The 23,073-nt window shown below is 57.0% G+C and carries 13 protein-coding genes; 7 read left to right on the top strand and 6 right to left on the bottom strand.

Annotation, left to right across the window (positions count from 1 at the left end; all coding sequences use genetic code 11):
• Nucleotides 1-53: 53 nt before the first annotated feature.
• A complete protein-coding gene (locus tag LVD14_RS08310) occupies nt 54-2,477 on the bottom strand; it encodes a DUF5916 domain-containing protein (RefSeq protein WP_237133622.1) in 2,424 nt (807 codons plus the stop codon).
• A 222-nt stretch (nt 2,478-2,699) separates the two neighbouring features.
• Between LVD14_RS08310 and LVD14_RS08305 the strand changes: the two genes are divergently transcribed.
• Genes LVD14_RS08305 through recD form a run of 5 tightly spaced genes read left to right on the top strand, consistent with a single transcriptional unit; the run spans nt 2,700 to nt 14,854 of the window.
• Complete coding sequence (locus LVD14_RS08305) at nt 2,700-3,707, top strand: hypothetical protein (protein ID WP_237133621.1); 1,008 nt, start codon at nt 2,700-2,702, stop codon at nt 3,705-3,707.
• A gap of 43 nt (nt 3,708-3,750) precedes the next feature.
• A complete protein-coding gene (locus LVD14_RS08300) occupies nt 3,751-5,448 on the top strand; it encodes an amidase (RefSeq protein WP_237133620.1) in 1,698 nt (565 codons plus the stop codon).
• Between the two features lie 51 nt (nt 5,449-5,499).
• Nucleotides 5,500-9,039 (top strand): exodeoxyribonuclease V subunit gamma, encoded by a 3,540-nt coding sequence (recC, locus tag LVD14_RS08295; protein WP_237133619.1) that lies wholly within the window; start codon nt 5,500-5,502, stop codon nt 9,037-9,039.
• Complete coding sequence (gene recB, locus LVD14_RS08290; protein ID WP_237133618.1) at nt 9,036-12,785, top strand: exodeoxyribonuclease V subunit beta; 3,750 nt, start codon at nt 9,036-9,038, stop codon at nt 12,783-12,785. Before recC ends, recB begins: the two co-directional genes overlap by 4 nt.
• Nucleotides 12,782-14,854, top strand: coding sequence for an exodeoxyribonuclease V subunit alpha (gene recD / locus LVD14_RS08285; protein WP_237133617.1), 2,073 nt, complete (start codon nt 12,782-12,784; stop codon nt 14,852-14,854). Before recB ends, recD begins: the two co-directional genes overlap by 4 nt.
• Here the strand turns inward: recD and LVD14_RS08280 are convergent.
• Both LVD14_RS08280 and LVD14_RS08275 read right to left on the bottom strand, forming a co-directional pair.
• Nucleotides 14,845-16,152, bottom strand: coding sequence for a dipeptidase (locus tag LVD14_RS08280; RefSeq protein ID WP_317622706.1), 1,308 nt, complete (start codon nt 16,150-16,152; stop codon nt 14,845-14,847). The two genes, recD and LVD14_RS08280, sit on opposite strands and share 10 nt — an antisense overlap.
• A 123-nt stretch (nt 16,153-16,275) precedes the next feature.
• On the bottom strand, nt 16,276-16,686 hold the full coding sequence (locus LVD14_RS08275; RefSeq protein WP_237133616.1) for a gamma-glutamylcyclotransferase: 411 nt from the start codon (nt 16,684-16,686) through the stop codon (nt 16,276-16,278).
• A 137-nt stretch (nt 16,687-16,823) separates the two neighbouring features.
• Here LVD14_RS08275 and LVD14_RS08270 point away from each other — a divergent pair, with 137 nt between their 5' ends.
• Both LVD14_RS08270 and LVD14_RS08265 read left to right on the top strand, forming a co-directional pair.
• The gene (locus LVD14_RS08270; RefSeq protein WP_237133615.1) at nt 16,824-17,675 is read left to right on the top strand and encodes a hypothetical protein; all 852 of its coding nucleotides are present in this window, start codon (nt 16,824-16,826) and stop codon (nt 17,673-17,675) included.
• 23 nt (nt 17,676-17,698) lie between these two features.
• Nucleotides 17,699-18,748 (top strand): hypothetical protein, encoded by a 1,050-nt coding sequence (locus LVD14_RS08265; protein WP_237133614.1) that lies wholly within the window; start codon nt 17,699-17,701, stop codon nt 18,746-18,748.
• Nucleotides 18,749-18,757: 9 nt separating this feature from the next.
• Here the strand turns inward: LVD14_RS08265 and ispH are convergent, their stop codons facing one another.
• The 3 genes from ispH to ileS are packed head-to-tail and all read right to left on the bottom strand — an operon-like array spanning nt 18,758 to nt 23,069.
• Complete coding sequence (ispH, locus tag LVD14_RS08260) at nt 18,758-19,732, bottom strand: 4-hydroxy-3-methylbut-2-enyl diphosphate reductase (RefSeq protein WP_237133613.1); 975 nt, start codon at nt 19,730-19,732, stop codon at nt 18,758-18,760.
• A gap of 6 nt (nt 19,733-19,738) precedes the next feature.
• Nucleotides 19,739-20,242, bottom strand: coding sequence for a peptidylprolyl isomerase (locus LVD14_RS08255; RefSeq protein WP_237133612.1), 504 nt, complete (start codon nt 20,240-20,242; stop codon nt 19,739-19,741).
• Nucleotides 20,235-23,069, bottom strand: coding sequence for an isoleucine--tRNA ligase (ileS, locus tag LVD14_RS08250; RefSeq protein WP_237133611.1), 2,835 nt, complete (start codon nt 23,067-23,069; stop codon nt 20,235-20,237). The genes LVD14_RS08255 and ileS overlap by 8 nt, the downstream gene beginning before the upstream one ends.
• Between the last annotated feature and the right edge of the window lie 4 nt (nt 23,070-23,073).

Genomic DNA, 23,073 nt, shown 5'->3' with positions numbered 1-23,073 from the left:
GCACCTGGAGCCCTGATATCAAATCAGGGCTCCAGTGCTGCACTGCAAAGTCCTCAGGTACCGAGGCGGTAACGCAGCTTGATAACCAGCTGGCTGACCAGTGGGTTCTGCCAGGAATCATCAAACTGATCGGAAAAGTCGAACAGGCCCGCACGACGGTTGGCGTTGCGGTTGTAGACGATAAACAGATCTGACAACGGCGCAATCTCCCAACGGTAGCGCAGCTGGAAGTTCATCTGCGAAATCGAGAAATCCCCGGGTGTCGCCGAGTGCTGATCCACTTCGATCAGATCACGGTTGCGGGTCGGTGCATTCGCAGGCAGGCGGAAGTAGCGATCACCCAGCGCCTTGATGCCTACCCACTGCAGACCCGCACTGAGCTGCTGCTTGGCGGTCAGATAGTACTCAAAACGGAAGTTGCTTTCCCACTGCGAAGTTTCAAAGGCAGTAAAGTTCTGACCGCCCTGATGCAACAACCAGCCGTCACGATCCTGATAGTTAACATTGGCCGCGAAATTAATGTTCGGCAGCGGACGCCAGTTCATCCCCAGGTCATAGCGATAGCTGTCACCACTGGCAAATTCCTCGGAACGGCCAAAGCCAATTTCCCAGCTGAACGGCAGAGCAGTATTGGTGCTGTAGTTGGCGCTGGCATTCAGACGCTCACGGGTAGCAAAGGTGCCATTGCCAAAACTGTTCAGATCATCATAACGCTTGGGGAAGTGCTGGAAGCTCAGGTTGACCCGGTCCAGATTATTCAGCGTGATGGTCGTGCTGATTACAGGCACGGCATTGTTGGTGCGATCACCGTCCAGACTCTCCTCGTAGCGCAGGAAGGGACTGACACGGATATCACGCGCCCAGCCCAGGTTGGTCTTGATCCACTCAAAACGATACCAGGCTTCCCAGACGTTATTGCGATCCTGGTAACCAAAGTCATTGATGTCGATGGTGTCATCCAGGTAGGTCAGGTTCAGGGTGTGTTTAAAGCCCTGCCGCGGTGAGTAAACGATGTCGGTGAAGGTGCCATAACCCTGGCCGTTTTCATCGGAGTCGGAGGTCACCACAGCGCCATCAAAGCTCCAGATACCGCCCTGGGTCAGATAACGATAGTCCACCGCATGCACTTCGGCATCAGAGTCAGGGTGTGCCACCAGTGTGCCAATGTAACCCAGCCCGCGATACGCGGCACCGCCTGCTGCATCCTCATAGAGCACACGGAAAGCTGTGAAGTCGCGACCTTCCTGCTCAATGCGCTGACCGCCGACATTGTATCGGGTCTCGTCTTCCACCGCTGACAGCAGACCATAACGCACACGTCCCAGCTGGCCAGTGGCTTTGACCGCACCAATCAGATCGGCGTTGGTAATGCGCTGGCGCGCGGTCAGCGATTCACCGGGATCCAGATCTGGCGATCGTGGGCGGCCACCAATGCGTCGTGTATTGAGAATTGTGAAGCGCTTCCCGGAACTGCCGTTGGCGCGCGAGGTGACATTAAAGATTTCCTGGCCTTCCTGGAAGAACAGGCGCTTTTCAGGGAAAAAAGTCTCGCTGGCAGTGAGGTTGACCACAACATCATCTGCTTCTGCCGAGCCAAAGTCGGGATTGATGGTTGCCGTCATCTGGAAGTTGGTGGATGGTCTCCAGAATATATCTGCACCCGTGCGATGCCGCCACTCACTGTCGATTTCATCATAGGTCGACGCAACCGAGGGAAACAGGCTCCACTGCTGGGTGGGGTTGACGCCATCGAGCTGCATCCGCGGAAAGTTGCTCAGAAACACCGGATCGGACTTGGCGATGGCCGGCCAGGACCAGTTCTGGTTCAGGTGGGCCACAACACGCTCGGCATAAAACCCGATCTCCCGGTCTTCATCACGTGATGGCATGGCCAGCTGTCCCCAGGGGATATAGAACTCCGCGGACCAGCCATTGGCCGTTTCTGAAGTCGCGCCGTACCAGGCGCCATCCCACTGACTGTTGTACTGACGCTCAGGTAGAATCGTGCCGTCCAGCTGATTGTCACCCAGTGCGAGACTGACCCAGTAGCCATACTGCCCTTCGCCGGAAGAATCCAGTGTTATGGACACCCGGTCGCGGTTCACTTCGCGATTGTCGCGCGCAGTGATGCGGCGCACCAGGGTATCCGACGGCTGTTCCATATCGACGCCGATGTAGATACCACGGTCGTTATAAAACACCCTGAGCCTGGTTCGGTAAGGTGCCGGTGCAAGTGTTTCCGGCTCAACCACGCCAAAACCGGTGTACTCCGTCAGTCCCTGCCAGGCAGAGTCGTCCAGATTACCATCAAGACGGATGTCTATATCATCCGATAATCGTTGCAGAGGCAGTCTGGTTTCGGCTCCCAGTCTGGGAACGGTTTCCGTAGCGGCGGCGTTAATGGGTTGGGCTGCTGCCAGCTGGCTGAACGGGATGGCAAGCAAACCGGCAATGGTCAGGTGAACAATCGATCTCAAAACGACCTTCCTGTAATTTGAATTATGAGTAACAAAACTTTGGGATTATAACGACCTGATATGGAAGTGGCTTTAATAAAATTGCAGCAAAGTTTGTCCAATTGTCGACCATTTGCCGCAAATGCTTGATTAGACCTTGCCTTACCCGGAACCTTTATCCAATAATCGGTGTTGTTCAGGCACAATTCTGTGACAAATCCAACGATCCCGGGGGAAATAATAATGACTCTCCGCGCCGCCGCTATTTCACTGTCCCTGCTTGCCACCCTGCCGGCTGGTCTCAGCCATGCCCAATCTGACGATCTGCCCCGCCTGGCCAATGGCCAGCCTGATCTGCAGGGTGTCTGGAGCAATAAAACACTGACTCCGCTGACCCGCGACCGCGATCTGGGCGAAACGCTGGTACTGAACCCAGAGCAGGTGCGTGCCATGGAACAGAACCATGCCTCATTCATCGATGCCGAATTTGCACCCAGCGATCCCAATCGCGAAGCCGGTGCCGGCGCCCAGGCTGGCGATGATGGCGATACCGATGACGGCTACAACGAGTTCTGGAAAGAAGTCGGCGACCGCATCCAGGTGATCAATGGTGAGCCCCGCTCCTCCATCATCGTGGACCCACCCAACGGGCAGATTCCCTTTGCAGAAGGTGCCCGGCTGCGCCGCGAACTGCCACCAGGAGTCAGCGCCAATGACGGCCCTGAGGGTCGGCCGCTGGCTGAGCGCTGCCTGCTCTCCTTTGGCAACCACTCTGGTCCGCCCATGCTGCCAGTGATGTACAACAATAATTATCAGATCGTTCAGAATGACGACTACGTGATGATCATGGCCGAGATGAATCACGACGCCCGTATCATCCGCCTGAATGATGAATTGCGCCCGGAAATGAACAAGTGGATGGGCGACTCCGTGGGTCACTGGGACGGCGATACCCTGGTCGTGACCACTACCGGCTTTCATCCGCAACAGCGCGTGTTTGGTGCTTCCCAGAACCTGACCGTGACCGAGCGCTTCGAACGGGTCTCGGAAACCGAGATTCTGTACACCTTTACACTGGATGACCCATCAGTTTACCGACAGCCGTGGACCGGTGAACTGATGTTTAATGCCCGGCCCAGCGACGAAAAAATATTCGAATACGCCTGCCACGAGGGCAACTATGCACTGCCAGGCGTCCTGGCGGGGGCACGACGGGCTGAAGCAGAAGCCGCCATGAGCGCCAACGAGTAATAAAGCAGCAAACACTGGATTCAATACTCTGACATGCAGGTGAATGATGACTGATAATGCCGCAACGATGATTCACCCGCCCGCAATCGAACGCGGAATCAGGTATCACGCTTTGTTGCTGGCGCGAACCGCCATGATGGGGGCGACAGCACTGCTGATAGCCTGCTCGCCGCCATCAGAGACTGTTGAGAGCAGCGATGTCAGCGTCGGCTCTACCGATGCCAGCGAGACTGCAGGCAACAACAGTAAGCAGGTTCCGGCCTGGGCGGATGTCGAAATCCTGCAGGACGCCATGCAGGACGGTGAGCTGACTGCCGTCGCCTTGACTGAGTATTACCTGCAGCGTATCGCCACCTACAACGACAGCCTGCGGGCCGTGATCGAAGTGAATCCGGAGGCACTGGACATCGCCGCCCGTCTCGACCAGGAGCGCGCCAGCGGCAACGTGCGTTCGGCGCTGCACGGCATGCCGGTGCTATTGAAAGACAATATCGATACCGCGGATGCCATGAAAACGACCGCCGGGAGTTACGCGCTGCTGTTTGCCCCCACACCGGCAGAGGACGCCTTTCTGGTTCAACAGCTGCGTGAGGCTGGTGCCGTCATTCTTGGAAAGGCCAATCTCAGTGAGTGGGCTAATTTCCGCTCCACAAGCTCATCCAGCGGCTGGTCAGCGCGTGGTGGCCAGGCCCGCAACCCCTACAATGCGCTGCACACTCCCTGCGGGTCCAGCTCTGGCTCCGGTGTCGCAGTCGCAGCCGATCTGACATTGCTGGCAGTGGGCACCGAAACCAACGGGTCCATCATCTGCCCCTCTGCCAACAATAGCGTGGTTGGCATTAAGCCCACGCTGGGACTGATTTCCCGCAGCGGTGTCATTCCGATTGCCCACAGTCAGGACACTGCAGGCCCCATGACGCGAACTGTGGCAGACGCCGCTGTCATGCTGAGCGTGATGGCGGGCAGCGATCCGCAGGATGCCATCACTGACAACCCTCAGGCGCAGAGCCCCGTGGACTACACGCAATACCTGCAGGCCGACGCGCTGTCAGGCAAACGCATAGGCGTGATGCGCTCTTTGTTTGGCCGCAACGCTCCGCTTGACGCCTTGATGGAGTCGCAACTGGACGAGCTGCGCAGTGCTGGCGCTACAGTGGTTGACATCGAACTGAGTGGCAGCCGCGAGCTCAGTGAGGCCTCCTACCAGGTGCTGTTGTATGAGTTCAAAAACGACCTGAATGCCTACCTGAGAAATCGTGGTGGCTTTTATCAGTCCCTTGAGCACCTGATCCGCTTTAACGAGGTCAATGCATCACTGCAGATGCCATGGTTCGCCCAGGAGATTTTTCTGGAGGCCCAGGCGACAACAGATCTGACCGACCCTGCATACCTGGAAGCCTTGCAGCAGGCAAAGTCCATCAGTCAGTCCCGCCTCGACGACGCACTGACAGACAATCAGCTGGATGCGATTGTGGCACCGAGCAACGGCCCTGGCTGGCTGATCGATCTGGAAAATGGTGATGATGGCTCCTCGGTGAACTATGTATCCAGCTCCGGCCTCGCCGCGATCGCTGGGTACCCTGCCATCACGGTTCCCGCTGGCTACATAGACGGGATGCCAGTCGGCATCTCCTTTTTCGGAGCGGCCTTTTCAGAACCAGAGCTGATTGGCCTGGCCTATGCCTACGAACAGCGCACCCAGGCCAGACGGGCGCCCGAGCTGACATCCGTATCGCCCTGACGCTGCTTTGTCGGTGTATACTCGCCGAATGCGAAGGACAAGGACTGACGGATGATTCAACACGGCTTCATGGTGCTGCAGAGCAACCGACTGGAAAACCTGCGCCGTGTAACTGTGGAATGGCTGCGCCTCAACCCGCTGCCGCCGCTGCAGAACGAAGTCATACTGGTTCAGAGCAGCGGTGTCGCACAGTGGCTGAAACTCGCGCTGGCCAATGACGACGATGGCAGCAGTGATGCTGGCTGCGGAATCGCCGCCGCACTCTCCATTGATCTCCCCGGACGCTTTCACTGGCAGGCCTATCGGGCGGTGCTGGGCGATCTTCCACCCCTCTCGCCATTCGACAAACCGCTGCTGGTGTGGCGCCTGTTACACCTGCTGCCTTCACTGCTGGATGATTCACAGTTTTCTGCACTCAGGCACTTCCTGCAGCGCGACGACAGCCAGCGCAAACGTTATCAGCTTGCAGAACGTCTGGCCGACCTGCTTGACCAGTACCAGATATACCGGGCCGACTGGCTGAACGACTGGGCTGAAGGTAATGACCAGATAAGCCAGCATAACCGGCTCACATCGCTGCCAGACTCGCAACGCTGGCAGGCACAGCTCTGGCGACGCCTGCTGGATGATATTCCCGACTCACAGCGCGACAGTGGCAGAGCGCAGATTCATGCGCGTTTTCTGAAAGCCTGCGAGAGCGGCTCACTGGCCATGGCGGACCAGTTACCGCAGCGCGTTCTTGTATTTGGTCTTTCATCGCTGCCTGCTCAGACGCTCGAAGTGCTGGCCGCCGTATCCCGGCATACCCAGGTGATCCTTTGTGTGCACAACCCCTGCCAGTTCTACTGGGGTGACATCATTGAACCACATACAGTGATGCGACTGTTCCACAAGCCCTATCGGCGCCACAACACCAGACCCGATTTTCCGCAGCTGCCCGCAGACGACCAGTCTGATATCGATCCGGGGATAATCGACGAACTGTTTTCGCGCGGCAATCCATTGCTTGCCGCCTGGGGCAAGCAGGGTCGCGACTATATCAGGCTGTTGGATGAGCATGACGAACGGGCCGCTTACGAAGAAGTCTTCGCCAGTCGCAAACTGGCCGTCGATCTGTTTGAGGCGCCGGATGAAAGTTCAAGACTGAGGCGTCTGCAGGGCGACATCTATCACTTGCGAAGCCGCAGCGAGATCCAGCAGCAGACCACACTACCGTCGGATGACCGCAGCATCAGCTTTCACATAGCCCACAGCCGGCAGCGAGAAGTAGAAATACTGCAGGACCACCTGCTTGCCCTGTTTGCCGAGGATCCGCAATTGCATCCGCGGGATATTCTGGTCATGGTGCCCGACATCAATCAGTTTGCACCGCACATTCAGGCAGTGTTCGGGCGGCTGTCACGGGACGATCCGCGATACATACCATTTACTGTCTCCGACCGCGGACAGCGACAGCGGGCGGGTGCGTTTCGCGCACTGGATGTACTGATGAACCTGCATCGTTCACGATTTGCCGTCAGCGAAATTCTTGACCTGCTCGACATACCGGTCGTGCAGGCAGCGTTTGGTTTAAAAAGTGAAGACCATGCCCTGCTGCACCGCTGGATTACCGGCTCCGGTGTGCGCTGGGGCATGGACGCCAAACAGCGGCTGGAGCAATCCTGGCTGGTGACTGACGACGTCAGATCTGCGAACCAGAATACCTGGCAGTTCGGTTTGCAGCGTATGCTGCTCGGTTACACCAGTGGTGATCAGTGCGCCTGGTCGGGCATAGAGTCCTACGCCGAAGTGGGCGGGCTTGATGCCGCCCTGGCCGGTATTGTCGCCCATGTCGTGGAGCGCCTGAACCACTATCGCGAATTATTTATGACACCCGCCCCGGTTCGCGAATGGACCACGCGCATCAGCACCATGATGCAGGAGTTTCTGCGAGCAGACAGCGACCAGGATCTGTTACTGACTACGCGCGTAGAGCAGAAACTCCAACAATGGCAGGAACATTGTGAGCTCGCAGACTTTGATGACGAGCTGCCTATTGAAATCGTCAGTGATTATTTTCTGGATTCCATTGATCAGTCTGATCTCAACCAGCGCTTCCTGGGTGGCTCAGTCAACTTTGCCACACTGATGCCGATGCGGGCCATACCGTTTCGGCATATCTGCCTTCTGGGGATGAATGATGGAGACTATCCCCGTCAGGTGCCAGCAGTCGATTTTGATCTTATGCGACAGGATTATCGGCCTGGCGATCGATCCCGCCGGGAGGATGACCGCTACCTGTTTCTGGAAGCACTTTTGTCCGCACGCGATTCACTTTACATTGGCTGGACGGGGCGTAGCATTAGGGACAACAGCGAACGCCCACCATCGGTCCTGGTTGCCCAGCTTCGAGAGTACCTGGCCGATACCTGCGACGTCGACGCGCTGACAACCGTCTATCCACTGCAGCCATTCAGCCTCAGCTACTTCACAGCAGGATCACCCCACCAGACCTTCGCCCATGAGTGGCAGCCCGCCGAACTGTCAACATCCGAAGAGCAGCACGACGCCACCACTATTGCCGGCGCCTCCATCGGGGCGGAAGCTAAAGAAGTATCTGTGGTGTCCCTGCGTCAGTTGGCAGCCTTGCTGAAAAACCCGGCAGCGGTTTTCTTTGAGCATGTGCTGGGCATCGTGTTTCGCTCGCCAGGCGCCGACATTGATGACGACGAAGTATTCACAGTGGATGCCCTGCAACGCTGGCAGCTGCAGGACCAGCTGCTGAGCATGGCGACCGATGTCATGCGGCGCGACCCCGATCAGGACAGTAGCGCTGCGCTGCAACATGCATCACAGCGTCTCAAGGGGCGTGGACTTTTGCCTCTGGGTCATTTTGCAGACATTTATCATGACTCGCTGACAGAGCCACTGAGCAAGTCGCTGGAAGTCTATCGTGACTTGTGCAGCAGCCACCCGCAGACACTTCAGGACAGTATTGACCTTGCGCAGGATGATGGTGCCGTAGCATTGAGCGACACATTGACAGGGATTCGCAGATCGGAATCCGGAGAACGATTGCGCATCGAGTTGATCAGCGGCCAGCTTTGGCAGGGCAAAAAGTCAGGCGGCAGGCAGGCGCTGGTTAAATGGCACTACCTGGCACGTATCTGGCCAGCTCATCTGGCAGCGCAGCTGGCTGGCCCGACACCGACACACATACTCGGCCCAGACACCAATGAGGTATTGCCAGCCATGACAGCCGCTGAAGCCAGAGCCTCGCTTTTGCAGCTGCTATCTGCCTGGCATGATAATTTACAGACACCGTTGGCAAGCAGTGTTAAAACCGGTTGCGGCTGGCTGGCTAATGACAACGGCGAAGTACCATCAAAAGCGACACTGGCCTGTTATGAAGGCGACTACCATCGCAGTGGCGAGGTAGTTGACAGCGAAGCCCTGGCGCGTCTGTGGCCAGACTTCGACAGTCTGTGCAGTAACGGTTTTGAACAAGACAGCACCACCCTGTACAGCCCATTGGTGGCATTCTGGCAGGCATCAAGATCACAGCGATTCAGCCAGGGTTTGGAGCGCGCAGATGAGGAGGCAGTGGAGTGAGCACCGCATTGCAGCCATTCAGTCTGCCATTGCGTGGCAGCAGCCTCATCGAAGCCAGCGCCGGCACCGGCAAGACCTATACCATCGCCCTGCTTTACGTCAGGCTGATCCTTCAGCATGGTAAAGAGCAGGCTTTTCACCGGGCGCTGACACCCGATGAAATCCTGGTGGTAACCTTTACCGATGCGGCAACCCAGGAACTTCGTGATCGCATCCGGGCGCGACTCAGCGCAGCAGCGCGCTGCTTCCTGAACGACAGCCCGGATCATGACACGAGCCTGTTGGCGCTCCGTGAAGACTATCCCGAATCCGACTGGTTGCGATGTGCACAACAATTGACGCTGGCTGCCCAGAGCATGGACCAGTCTGCCATATCCACCATTCATGGCTGGTGCTACCGAATGCTGCGAGAACACGCTTTCGACAGCGGTTCACTGTTTCGCCAGCAATTGATCACCCAGATGCAGGACGTACTGGCAGAGCTGGTGCGCGATTACTGGCGCCAGCATTTTTACCGACTCGATCCGGCCTGTGTGGCATTGGTGCAGGCTTCGTTTGCAGGTCCCGGAGAACTGCTGAAGGCAGTCCGGGGACTCCTGAACAAAACCCAGACCACCGTCACCTTCAATGGTCAGCCGCTGCAGGTGGAAGCAGATCTTGAGCAGGCGCTGGCACCCGTCATCAAGCGTCACGCACACTCGGCTGCTGAGCAGCAGGCTGCCCGTGAGCTTTGGCTACAACATTGGGACGAACTCAGTGCCCTGCTGGATTCCCTGCGGCCTGGTCTGAGCAAGCGGAGCTACCCTGCTGCCAAGACGGAAGACGACTTCGTCAGCCTGAAGGAGTCTCTCCACCGTTGGGCGCAGGGCGAGGAGTTTGAGGACAAACTGGAACGTTTTGGTTATAACGGCCTGCAACTGAATAAAGGTTATAGTGCACCTGAGCACCCTGCACTGCTGGCAATTGACCGCTGGGCCGAAGTCGAACAGGATGCGGCTGCGCGTCACCGCATTCCGGCCAGAGCGATAGTTCTGCAGCATGCCCGGCACTGGCTGGAACAGGCTTTGGAGCAGCGCATTCACAGCCGGGCCGAACTCGGCTTTGACGACCTTTTGCTGCAACTCGATCGAGCCCTGCACGGCGCCCAGGGTGAACAACTGGCCGCGCAGATCCGCGCTCAGTACCCGGTAGCATTGATAGATGAATTTCAGGATACTGACCCGCTTCAATACCGAATATTCAACCGGATTTACGGAATAGCCGATGCTCCCAACGAACAGGTCGTGGTGCTGATCGGCGACCCTAAACAATCCATTTATTCGTTCCGTAATGCAGACATTCACACCTATCTGGCTGCACGTACAGCAACCACAGGTCGACACTTCCACCTGGGCACCAACTTTCGCTCCAGCAAATCGCTGGTCGACGCCGTCAATGCATGCTTTGAACATGCCGACCAGTTCCCGGCCGGAGCCTTCTGTTTCCGGGATGCCAGTGGCGATGATCCCTTACCGTTTCATCCGGTCAAAGCCAATGGCCGTCCCGAAGTACTATACCAGTCAGCCGATACGGCTGCTGCGGCCATGACATTCTGGCATCTCAGCGATGCCGATGATGCAGAGGCAGCAATCAGCAAGGAGCGTTACCAGCGCAGCCTGGGCGCGGTGTGTGCAGCCCGTATCGCGACCATACTACAGTCAGACAGTGACTGGCGATTCGCTGGCGCATCGGAGCAGCGGGTTCGTGCCAGTGATATCGCTATCCTGGTCCGTGACCGGCATGAGGCTGCGGCAATCCGGGAACACCTGCAGCAGCATGGACTCGCCAGCGTTTACCTGTCCGACCAGGAGTCTGTATTTGCAACGCCAGAGGCGCACGATGTTCTGCGCTGGCTGATTGCCTGCGCGGAACCAGCCAATGAGAGCGCTGTGCGGGCAGCACTGGGCACTGCATCATTGGGCCTCACTGTCGATGCGCTTCGCAGACTTAATGAAGATGAACAGCACTGGGAGGATCAGGCTGAGCTTTTCCGTCTGCTGTCGCAGCACTGGCAAACCAATGGTGTGCTACCCATGTTGCGTGAACTGATGCAAAAGCATCACGTGCCACAACGCCTGGTACAGCTGGTTGACGGCGAGCGGGTTCTGACCAATCTGTTACACCTGGCGGAATACCTGCAACAGGCAAGTGTTGAATTTGAAGGCGAACAGGCTCTCATTCGTCACCTGCGCGAGATGATCGACAACCCGGGCGACGAGGAGATTCTGCGTCTGGAAAGTGACGCCGAACTGATTCGTATCGTCACCATCCACAAATCAAAAGGGCTGCAATATCCGCTGGTATTCCTGCCCTTTGCAGCCAGCTGGCGACCCATTCGCAAGGACTGGACGGTGATGCTGCCGATGGCAGATCAGACACAGCAGCGTCGGCTGGAAATCTCTCCCGACCGTGATGATGCAGATACCGCGCTGGCCGAGCAGGAACGGCTGGCAGAGGACCTGAGGCTGCTGTACGTGGCGATGACACGTGCGGTGCACGGACTATGGCTGGGCGTTGGCCTGTTGAAATACGGCAACAGCAACAAACCCAGGCTGCATGAAAGTGCACTGGGATATCTGCTTGCCGGTGGCCAGGAGATCGATGCCGGTGGACTGTCCGCGGCGCTTGCCGACCTGCAGCAGCGTTGTGGCGACATCACTGTCGAAACGGTGACAACACAGCAGAGTCACGCTGACGACGATCACGACAAAAGCGAAGTTTTCAGCTCAAGTGTGAACAAGCCAGCAACAGAGCTCCAACCGGCTCGCAAGGCAGAACACACGCGTCCAACGCCATGGTGGATCTCCAGTTACTCGCTGATTACCCAGGTTACAGTTGCCGGCGACCGGGTTGAACCTGAACAGCCACAGGACGAACAGGCGCTTGAGGAACGAATGGCACAGGAATCCGAACTGGATCAGTCTGTACTGTCCACTCCGCGCAGTTTTGACCGCAATGACCCGGGTCTGCATGGATTCGCTCGCGGTCCCGCGCAAGGCACTTTCCTTCACAACCTGCTGGAGTGGGCCTGCGCCGAAGGCTTCGCCAATGCTGTCAGCGATGATACTCGCAGGCTCGAAGCCATCACGTCCCGCTGTCGGGTAAAAGGCTGGCAGGATGAGGTGCAGCGACTGGATGCCTGGTTGAAAGGCTTTCTCCAGCAAACCTTCACACTGCACAATCAGAGCAACCTGGTACTTACGACTTTGCAGAATCTACAGCCAGAAATGGAATTTCTGTTGCCCGCGCACTCCGTGGATACTGCTGACATCGACGCCCTGTGTCATCAGTATCTGCTGCCGGGACACCCACGCCCCAGGCTGCAGCCGACAGACCTGAACGGCATGCTGAAGGGCTTTATTGACCTGAGCTTCGAACACGACGGAAAGTACTACGTGGCAGACTGGAAATCCAACCATCTGGGGCGCAATGACACAGCGTACCATGAGGCTGCGTTGACAAAGGCTGTGCTGGAACATCGCTATGATGTGCAATACGCGCTCTACCTGCTGGCGCTGCATCGACTGCTGCGAGTCAGATTGCCTGACTACGATTACCAGCAGCATGTAGGAGGCGCCGTGTATTTCTTTTTGCGTGGCTATCAGGCCGACACTCAGGGTGTATTGATGGACAGGCCACCAGCGGTGTTCATTCACGCTCTGGACCAACTGTTTGCCGGTAAACCCCTGACGGAGGGCCAGCCATGAATGCTACAGAGCAGACATCATCACAGCGCGTGACAGTCAGCGAAGCATTGGCAGACAGTAAAATACTGATAAGGGTGCTGGACCAGTGGGCGCAGGCAGACTGGCTGCGCTGGCTGGATGTTGAGGTGGTGCGCTTTCTCTGGCAGCAGACCGCGACCAGCGATCCTGCATCCCCTTTGTTGCTGCTGGCCGCTGCCCTTTGCAGTCACCAGAACGGGCACGGACATGCCTGCCTGGACCTGGCCTATTGTCTTGAGGATCCGGACCAGGCACTGGCTCTGCCACCCGACAGACCCCACGGTCAGCCGGACGTCTTGCCGAAAGATCTGCTGGCCGGGCTGACGCTGGAACAATGGCGCGGGCATCTGGCTCATGCTCAGCTAATCGATGCAGGAACTGGCAATGCTCCTCTGGTGCTGGTTGATGATCCGGCGCGACCGTTGTTTTATCTGCGCCGATTCTGGCGCTACGAACAGGCTATTCTGCGCCAGATAGAAAAGCGGCTTGAAACATCGGCAGGCAGCGACGGCATTAACGCTGTTGATCCACAAAAGCTGCGCAGCATTCTGGACTCCCTGTTCCCCGACGCAGAGGATTGTGACTGGCAGAAAATAGCCTGTGCCAATGCGCTGCGGAATCGTTTCGCAATCATCACCGGCGGCCCGGGCACGGGTAAGACAACAACAGTGATGCGCCTGCTGATTGCATTACAACTGGCAATCAGCTCGGACCGACCCTTGCGTATCCGTCTGGCCGCACCTACCGGCAAAGCGGCCGTGCGCCTGAGCGAATCGATCAGCAGTCAGCGCGACCGACTCAGCCGAGACGGCGATGACACAAGCCTGCCGAGCGAAGTCACGACGCTGCACAGACTGCTGGGCCCGATACCCAACAGCAGACAGTTCAGACATCACGCGGGTAATCCCCTGCCCGCCGATGTCGTGGTCATCGACGAAGCTTCGATGGTGGATATTGAGCTGTTCGCCCAGTTACTGGATGCGCTTCCTGACGCATGTCGTCTGGTACTGCTCGGTGACAAGGATCAGCTGGCATCGGTTGAGGCCGGCGCCGTGCTGGGTAGTCTGTGCGCGCGCGCTGATGCTGGCCATTACTCTGCCAACACCATGGCCTGGCTGAAATCCACGACCGGCCAGCAGTTGCCCGCGTCTGTACAATCCAGTGTCGGCCAACCCATTGATCAGGCCATTACCATGCTGCGATTCAGCTATCGATTTGGCAGCATTCCAGGCATCGGTGCCCTGGCCGGTGCCATCAACCGTCAGCAGGACTCCCTGCTGGAACTGTTCGATGGACGCTATCCCGAGTTGCAGGCGCTCCGGCTGCAGACGTCCTCCGACAAAGCATTTAGACAACTGATACTTGACCCCGAAAATGGTTATGGGCGACTGCTGAAGATACTGTCGCAGCAACCTGCCACAACAGGCAGCCGTCAGGGTGCGGAACCATCGATCTGGGACAGCTGGGCCCAGCAGGTACTGAAAGCTTTCGACGGCTTCAGGGTGCTTGCTGCGGTGCGTCGCTCAGAGTTCGGGACTATCGCCCTGAATCAACGCATTGAATCAATCCTGCGCTCGACTGACATGGATAGTGATGTGTCAAGGTACGACAGACCTGCCCTGAGCAGCGAAACACTGTGGTATCGCGGCCGCGCCATCATGCTGACGCGCAACGACTACAATCTGAAGTTGATGAATGGTGATATCGGCATTGTGCTGCCCTGCCCCGACGCTGAGGGCCGTCTGCGTTTACGGGTGGCCTTCCCGGGCAAAGATGGCGACGCCGTGCGCTGGGTCTCTCCCACACGTTTGCAGTCGGTTGAAACGGCCTTTGCAATGACGGTACACAAGTCACAGGGTTCCGAGTTCGCCCACACCGCACTGGTGCTGCCCGGACACGATGTGCCAATTCTGACACGCGAGCTGATCTACACAGCCGTCACGCGGGCGTCCCGGCAATTCACACTGATTCAGACCGATCCAGACATCCTGGCGCGCGCTGTCCGCAGACGCGTGACGCGCCAGGATGGATTGAACAGGACTTATTCCTGAGTCTGAATTTCAGCGGCGATTCGCTGCACCTCATCCAGTACCCGCAGCACGTTGCCGCCCCAGATTTTGGCGATATCCTCTTCTGAGTAGCCACGTCGCACCATTTCCAGCGTGACATTGAAGGTTTCGCTGGCATCGTCCCAGCCGGTCACACCGCCACCACCATCAAAGTCACCACTGATGCCGACATGGTCAATGCCTATAAGGTCAACGATATGGTCGATGTGGTCAACGAAGTCACTGACGTCTACCGGCGGTGCCACGCTGTAAACCTCTTCGGCCAGTCGGGGCTCAGCCATGGCGTTGATTTCCTCAAGGCGGGCTGTGTACATCTCTCGCTGTTCTGCATCCAGAGCGCGCACCTCGGCCGGCTCCAGCAGCGTGTAGCCCAGCTCTTCGGCAATGGCCGCCTGCAGCGCGTTCAGAGCCTCTACGTAGGCACGATGTTTGGCTGAGTTGACATATCCTCGGAAAGCTACCGCCTGGACAACGCCACCATTGTCGCGCACTGCCAGCAGCTCTTCGTCGGTCAGGTTACGGCTGACGTCCGGATCCAGGGCCCGCGCAGAAGAGTGAGAGGCGATCACTGGTGCCTGGCTCAACTCCAGCACCTGCTGATTGGCTGCGGATGAAGGGTGTGAGATATCAATCATGATGCCAAGACGGTTCATTTCAGCGACGGCCTGTCGACCAAGCTCACTAAGTCCGTTATGCAGCCAAACATCGTCACGCTCACCGGTATTGGAGTCGGAGAACTGGCTGTGGCCGTTGTGGGACAATGACACGTAACGGGCGCCGCGATCATAATAATCCTGCAGTTTGCTGAGGTCCTCACCCAGTGGGTAGGCATTTTCAACGCCGATCATGGCAACCTTCTTGCCCGCAGCAACGATACGCCGAACGTCATCCGACGTGGTGGCCAGCTCAATTTGGTCGGGTGCAATCTCAGTGGTCAGACGACGAATGGCCTCAAACTTGTCGATCGCGTTGGCTTCAGCTGCCACGTAGCCTTCAGCTGTCAACGGCCCCTGCCCGGTGTAGACCACCAGCCAGGCGACATCCATCCCGCCGGCTTCCATCTTGGGCAGGTTGACCTGTGTGTTCAGGTCCTGAAGATAGTTCTGTCCTTCTGTGAAATTGGCAGTATTGATATCAACATGGGTGTCCATGACGATGACGCGTTCATGAATCGCCAGTGCCCTGGCCACCAGATCTTCTTCTGACTCTTCAGCTGCAGCGTCAACCATATCCGCAGACTCGGCGATGGACTGCGACATCGACATGTCGGTTTCCGACATGTCAGAGCCTGTATCAGCGGGCCCGCAGGCAGCGAGTAGTACAAAGCATAAAGCGAGCGCTGGTATACGTAAGCTATCCAGGTATTGTTTTGTCACGCGCGGTTCCTCCAGTCAGAAATATTTTTATGTGGTGGTTTCTTCCATGTCATTCATGTTGCGATGGTCCCGCCCGTCCCCTGGCAACCAGCCACCGGAGCAGATTCGTGGTCTGCCCTCCACGGGCAGCAGGTAAAGATACACCCAGGCCAGTCCAAAACGGGTCTCAATCTGAATGCGGTCATACATGCCATTGCGGGGTTCAATCGCATCATAATCTTCCAGTTCATCAAGTTGCTGCAACTGATTTGTGTCTATCTCGTAAACTTCAACATCAATCCCCAGCGAGGCCTCAAGCCTGGCACCCGGCCAGGGACCCAGGTCATACAGCACGATATCCGTCAGACAGTCGGTACCGAGGTAATGCGCATGCTCGAGATAGTGCGCATTGGACAAGCCTTTTTTCAGCGTGCCATAGACGGCAACACGAATCGTCATGACAAACCCTGTAATTGATTTACTGGCATACTCGTGTGATAGTTGGACCGAAAATAACTCCTTCACAATAATGAAGAACAAGCGGGAGAACAAGTATGCCGAAATACCGGGCTGATGCGTTGTATTGCGCAGCTGCAATGACTCTTTCAATGTCAATCGCGGTGACGCTCTCTCTGGGCGGGGCCGACGCTCACGCGCAGCCAGCCAACAGCGACACCATCAGCCGCACTGCAGATGGCAGGCCAGACCTGAGCGGACTGTGGCAAAGCATGGGCAACCACCACTACAACATCGAACCCTCCGCAGCGCATGCCGGTCCCGACTGGGAACTGGGTGCCTATGGTGCCATCCCGGCTACTCTGGGCGTTGTACAGGATGGTGAACTGCCGTACACGCCGCAGGGTCTCGCACAAAAGCAGGAAAACCAGGCTGACTGGCTGGCTCTTGATCCACTGGTAAAATGCTATATGCCAGGTGTCCCACGCGCCAACTACCTGCCCTTCCCATTCCAGATCATTCAGTCCGACGACCACATTGTCATGGCCTATGAGTTTGCCTCTGCCATGCGCATTGTGTACATGGATCAGCCTGATTTCGACGGCCCGGTGCCTGCATGGATGGGTCACTCCCGCGGACACTGGGAAGGCGACACGCTGGTCATCCGCGTGACCGATTTCATGCCCTATACCTGGTTTGACCACGCTGGCAACCACCACAGTGACCAGCTGGAGGTCATCGAGCGCTACACACCTGCCGGCCCCAACGTCATCATGTACGAGGCTGAAATTCGCGACCCGGTCACCTACACCCGACCCTGGCACATGAAGTTCCCGATCTACCGGCGCCTGGAGGACAACGCCCAGTTGCTGGAATTCAAGTGTGTGGAATTCGCCGAAGAACTCATCTACGGCTACCTGAACAAGGATGCTCCTGACGACCGTGTCCCGCCGCGCGGGATGCCATTTACCATTCAGGAACCTGTGCAATAGTAAGCACGCCGAGGAGTCACGTCATGACTTGTACCGACACAACATTGAACTTAAAAATCAGAGTCAAGCCGGTCCGCCGCGCACTGACCCTGCTTGTGGCCATCGCATTAAGCGCTCAGGCATCTGCGCAACAGGCCAATGACTGGGAGGCCCCCAGAACCCCTGACGGTCACCCTGACCTGCAGGGCGTATGGGCCAATAACAGCAGTACGCCGCTGGAAAGACCGGAAATATTTGGTGACCGCGCCACGCTCTCTGCGGAGGAATTTGCCGAGTTGCGACGTCAGGCCCAGGAAATTCGCGACAGCGGCGGCGATGCCCTGTTCGGCGACGGCTTTCTGAATGCGGTAATCTCCGGTGAAGTGCAATCCTATGACCCTTCAACCGGCAACTATGATGCAGCCTGGATGGTTGATCGCAATCTGGAGAATCGTACCTCCCTGATTATTGATCCGCCCAATGGCCGCATACCGCCAATGACCGAAGAAGCCCGCGCACGCCTGGCACAGCGCAATGCCAACAGGCCGGGAGAAACCGACTCCTATCTGGGGCGACCGCTGCAGGAGCGCTGTATTACCTGGGGAATGCCCTACATCATGGCCGGCTATAACAGCTACTATCAGATTGTTCAGGGCAGCGACTCGGTGGCCATCATTCAGGAAATGATTCATGACGTTCGGGTGATTCCGATCGTTGACGCACCAGAACAGGATGAGTTTGTGCTGGATGACCGGGTGCGACTCTGGCACGGGGCATCACGTGGCTGGTACGAAGGAGATACGCTGGTGGTGGAAACCCGCAACTTCTCTGACCAGAGCCTGTTCCGTGGCGCGGGTGCCAACCGGCTGTTTATGGAGCGCTACACCCGCATATCCGAGGATGTGCTGCAGTATCAGTTCACCGTGGAAGACCCCAGCACCTGGGAGCGACCATGGACGGCCATTATCAACTATACCGCCAGCGAGGACCCGATCTTTGAATACGCCTGTCATGAGGGCAATTATGCACTGATGGGCATTCTTTCAGGGGCACGCGCTGCTGAGCGAAACGCAGCAACAGGCAACAACCAGTAAGTCTGAATCCTAGCTTCTGGCCAGTTCCCGGGGCATGCGGAAAACGATATTTTCTTCTACCCCGGGCACTTCGACAGGATCCTCGCCGCTCATCTCGCGCAGGCGCTCAACAACCTGCTGTACCAGAATCTCGGGCGCCGACGCTCCCGCAGTGACTCCGAAACGACGCTTGCCGTTGAACCACTCGGGTTTAAGGTCCTCAACGCGATCAATAAGATAGGCTTCGCAACCCAGTCTTTCCGCCAGCTCCCGCAAACGGTTGGAGTTGGAGCTGTTGGGTGAACCAACCACCAGCACCAGATCTGACTCCAGTGCCAGCTGCTTCACCGCATCCTGACGGTTCTGCGTGGCATAACAAATATCTTTCTTACGCGGGCCTTCGATCGCCGGAAAGTGTTCATGCAGCGCATCGATGATTTTTGCCGTATCGTCCATGGACAGCGTCGTTTGTGTGACGTAGGCCAGTTTGTCCGGATTGCGTACGGTCAGTGTCGCCACATCGTCAACACTTTCCACCAGGTAGATATCACCGCCGTGGCTGCGATCATACTGCCCCATGGTGCCTTCCACTTCCGGGTGTCGGGCATGGCCAATCAGCACGCATTCACGCCCTTCGGCGCTGAAACGGGCCACTTCCAGATGCACTTTGGTGACCAGCGGACAGGTCGCGTCAAATACCTGAAAGCCGCGCAATGTGGCTTCCTGCTGTACCTGCTGAGAGACACCATGCGCACTGAAAATAACGATGGGCTGACGACCCAGGCTGTCCTCTGTGGGGACATCATCAAGCTCATCAACAAAGATTGCGCCGCGCTGGCGCAGGGTATCAACCACAAATTTGTTGTGCACTACCTCGTGCCGCACGTATATAGGCGCGCCATATACATCCAGCGCACGATTGACAATGTCGATGGCACGGTCCACGCCAGCGCAGAAACCACGCGGGTTGGCGAGCTTGATTTCTGTTCTTCCGCTTGATTGCATAATTCCTTAACCCTGAATCCTGACTGCCTGAACATCAGGCGCCATGACAGAAATAATATGCGCCCTGAATACGATCTCACGACCCGCCAATGGATGATTGAAGTCCACCACGATAGTCAGTTCGCCAATCTGTTTCAAGACACCGGGAATCTCATTGCCGCCACTGTCCGTGAAAGACAGGACCGTACCAGGCTCTACCGGATCGGTGGTATTGGCCAGCAGGCGGGCGAACTGCTGACGGGGAAACGTCTGCACATTACTGGGGTTGCTGTCGCCAAAGGCTTCACTGGCGGGCAGGACGCACTCTCGCGTGTCACCGGCTTTAGCCCCCATCAGGGCTGCCTCAAAACCCGGCAGCAGATTGCCATCACCAACGGTAAACGTGGCTGGCTTGCCATCGAAATTGCTGTCAACGATGGAGCCATCAGTCAAGGCCAGCGAAAAATGCAGGGTAACCCGTGCGCCGGCAACAATTTCCGTTGCCGGAGAGTCAGCATGATGATCAGGCATAGTGACGTATTTCACCCTCGCCACTGATGTTGTCAACGCAGCGACCACACAGTTCCGGATGCTCCTGATGCTGACCTACATCTTCTCGATGGTGCCAGCAGCGAACGCATTTGGTGTGAACAGACGGCTTCACTTTGACCTTGAGCCCTTCCACTTCGGTGGCACTGGCATCACCGGCCTGTTCCAGGGGCTGGAGTTTGGCTGCCGAAACAATCAGCACAAACCGCAATTCGTCCTGCAGAGTAGCCAGCCGTTTCAGCAGTCCATCCTCACAGTACAGCGTAACTTCAGCGCTGAGTGCGGCGCCGACACGTTTCTCGGTACGTTCACGCTCCAGCTCTTTGTTGACTGCAGCCTTGACCTCGATCAGTTCACGCCAGAAGGCGTCACTGAAATCGTCTCGCGCTGGCAAAGGTGCCAGGCCGTCCGCAAAAGCGGACAGGAACACTGATTCGCTGCGTTGCCCTGGGATCAGTGGCCAGATTTCATCTGCCGTAAAACTGAGTACCGGTGCAATCAGGCGCACCAGAATCTCAACGATATGGTACATGGCAGTCTGCGTGGAACGACGCGCCAGACCTTCTGCCTTGGCGGTGTACTGTCTGTCCTTGATGACATCCAGGTAGAAACTGCCCAGCTCAATGACACAGAAGTTATGCACTTTCTGATAGACACTCAGGAACTGGTAGTTCTCATAGTCTGCCTTGACCTGCTCTCGCAGCAGCTGCGCCTGGCGGGTGATCCAGTAATCCAGCGCCAGCATCTGTTCCGGTGCTACTGCATCGGCAGACGGGTCGAAGCCGTTGAGGTTGGCCAGAATGAAGCGCGCGGTATTACGAATGCGACGATAGGAGTCGGCAACGCGCTTGAAAATTTCACTCGATGCAGCGATCTCACCCCGATAATCAGTGGCAGCGACCCACAGACGCAGAATATCAGCACCGTATTCGTTGAATACTTCCTGCGGGGATATGGTATTACCGATGGATTTGGACATTTTGCGTCCCTGCGAATCCACCGTAAAACCGTGCGTCAGCACCTGCCGATACGGTGCTGTGCCGTTCATGGCAATCGCTGTTTTCAATGATGACTGGAACCAGCCACGATGCTGATCTGACCCTTCCAGATACAGGTCAGCCGGGTAACTTAATCCCTCACGTGCCTGCAACACAGAGTAATGTGTGACACCTGAGTCAAACCAGACATCCAGTGTATCAGTCACCTTGCTGTAGTTATCAGCTTCCGCCCCCAGCAATTCGGCAGCATCCAGTTCAAACCAGGCGTCGATGCCTGACTTTTCAATCAGACTGGCCACCTGCTCCACTAAAGATGCCGTATCCGGATGCAGTTCTCCTGTCTGCTTGTGAACAAACAGGGTAATTGGCACGCCCCAGGTACGCTGACGCGACACACACCAGTCAGGGCTGCCTTTGAGCATCAGCTCTATCCGCGCCTGACCCCATTCTGGCATCCACTTGACCTGTTTGACGGCAGCCAGTGCGTCGGTCAACAGCCCTTTCTCTGTCATGCTGATGAACCATTGCGGCGTCGCCCGGTAAATAAGCGGCGTCTTGGTGCGCCAGCAGTGCGGATAGCTGTGCGTGATTTTATTGACGTGAACCAGGGCCTGCTGTCGCTTGAGGATTTCCAGAATCTTTTCGTCAACTTTGTAGACATGTTCACCGGCAACTTCTCCCGCCGCTTCGACAAACACGCCATTTTCGTCGACCAGGTTCAGTGTACCCAGGCCGTAGACCTGCCCCACAACAAAGTCTTCCATACCATGGTCGGGTGCCGTGTGAACGGCACCGGTGCCGGCATCAAGCGTCACATGGTCACCCAGCAGCACTGGAACCTGACGCTCAACAAACGGGTGTTGCAGCAGCATCTTTTCAAAAGCCGCGCCTTTGGCGATACCAAGCCGCGTCGCGGATTCCGCACACCCATAACGTTTTAGCACGTCGTCCTGCATTTCTGCGGCAACCACCAGCAACTCTTCACCCACCGCGTCATCGACGGTGCATCGGATCAGCGCGTACTCCAGATCGGCATTCAGGGAAACCGCCTGATTGGCAGGCAGGGTCCAGGGAGTGGTTGTCCAGATCACCAGTGACAGGCTGCCAGTGCCGGCAGTGTCAGCATCCACATTAAAGGCCTGCAGCCACGCATTGGCATCGACCACCGGAAAACGCACGTCGATCGCAAACGATGTTTTGTCCTGATATTCAACTTCCGCTTCAGCCAGGGCAGAGGCGCCAACCACACTCCAGTAAACCGGTTTGAAACCTTTGACCAGATGTCCGTTTACGGCGATCTTGCCGAGCGCTCTGACGATATTGGCCTCGGTGTCGAAGTTCATGGTCAGGTAAGGGTTGTCCCAGTCTCCCAGCACACCCATCCGGATAAAGTCTTTCTTCTGGTTCTCGACCTGCCGCGCCGCATATTCGCGACACGCTTTACGGAATTCAGCGTGGCTGATCTTGTGACCCGCCTTGCCCTTTTTCTTCTCAACATTGTGTTCGATGGGCAGGCCATGGCAGTCCCAGCCCGGCACGTAGGGCGCATCATAGCCGGCCAGCGAGCGTGACTTGACGATTATGTCTTTCAGTGTCTTGTTGACTGAGTGTCCCAGGTGCAGGTCACCGTTTGCATAGGGAGGACCATCATGCAGAATGAATGTCGGACTGCCTGCGCGCAGTTGGCGGATTTTTCCGTACAGGTCCATGTCCTGCCAGCGTTTCAGCATGGCTGGCTCGCGCTGCGACAGACCCGCCTTCATCGGAAACTCCGTAAACGGCAGGTTCAGGGTTTGCTTGTAGTCAGTCATAAAG

It is taken from the genome of Pseudohongiella sp. O18, from assembly GCF_021729085.1.
In the GTDB taxonomy this organism is placed as follows: Bacteria; Pseudomonadota; Gammaproteobacteria; order Pseudomonadales; family Pseudohongiellaceae; genus Pseudohongiella.
The sequence above is the reverse complement of the archived record's forward strand: the minus strand, read 5'-3'. Positions and strand labels throughout refer to the sequence as shown.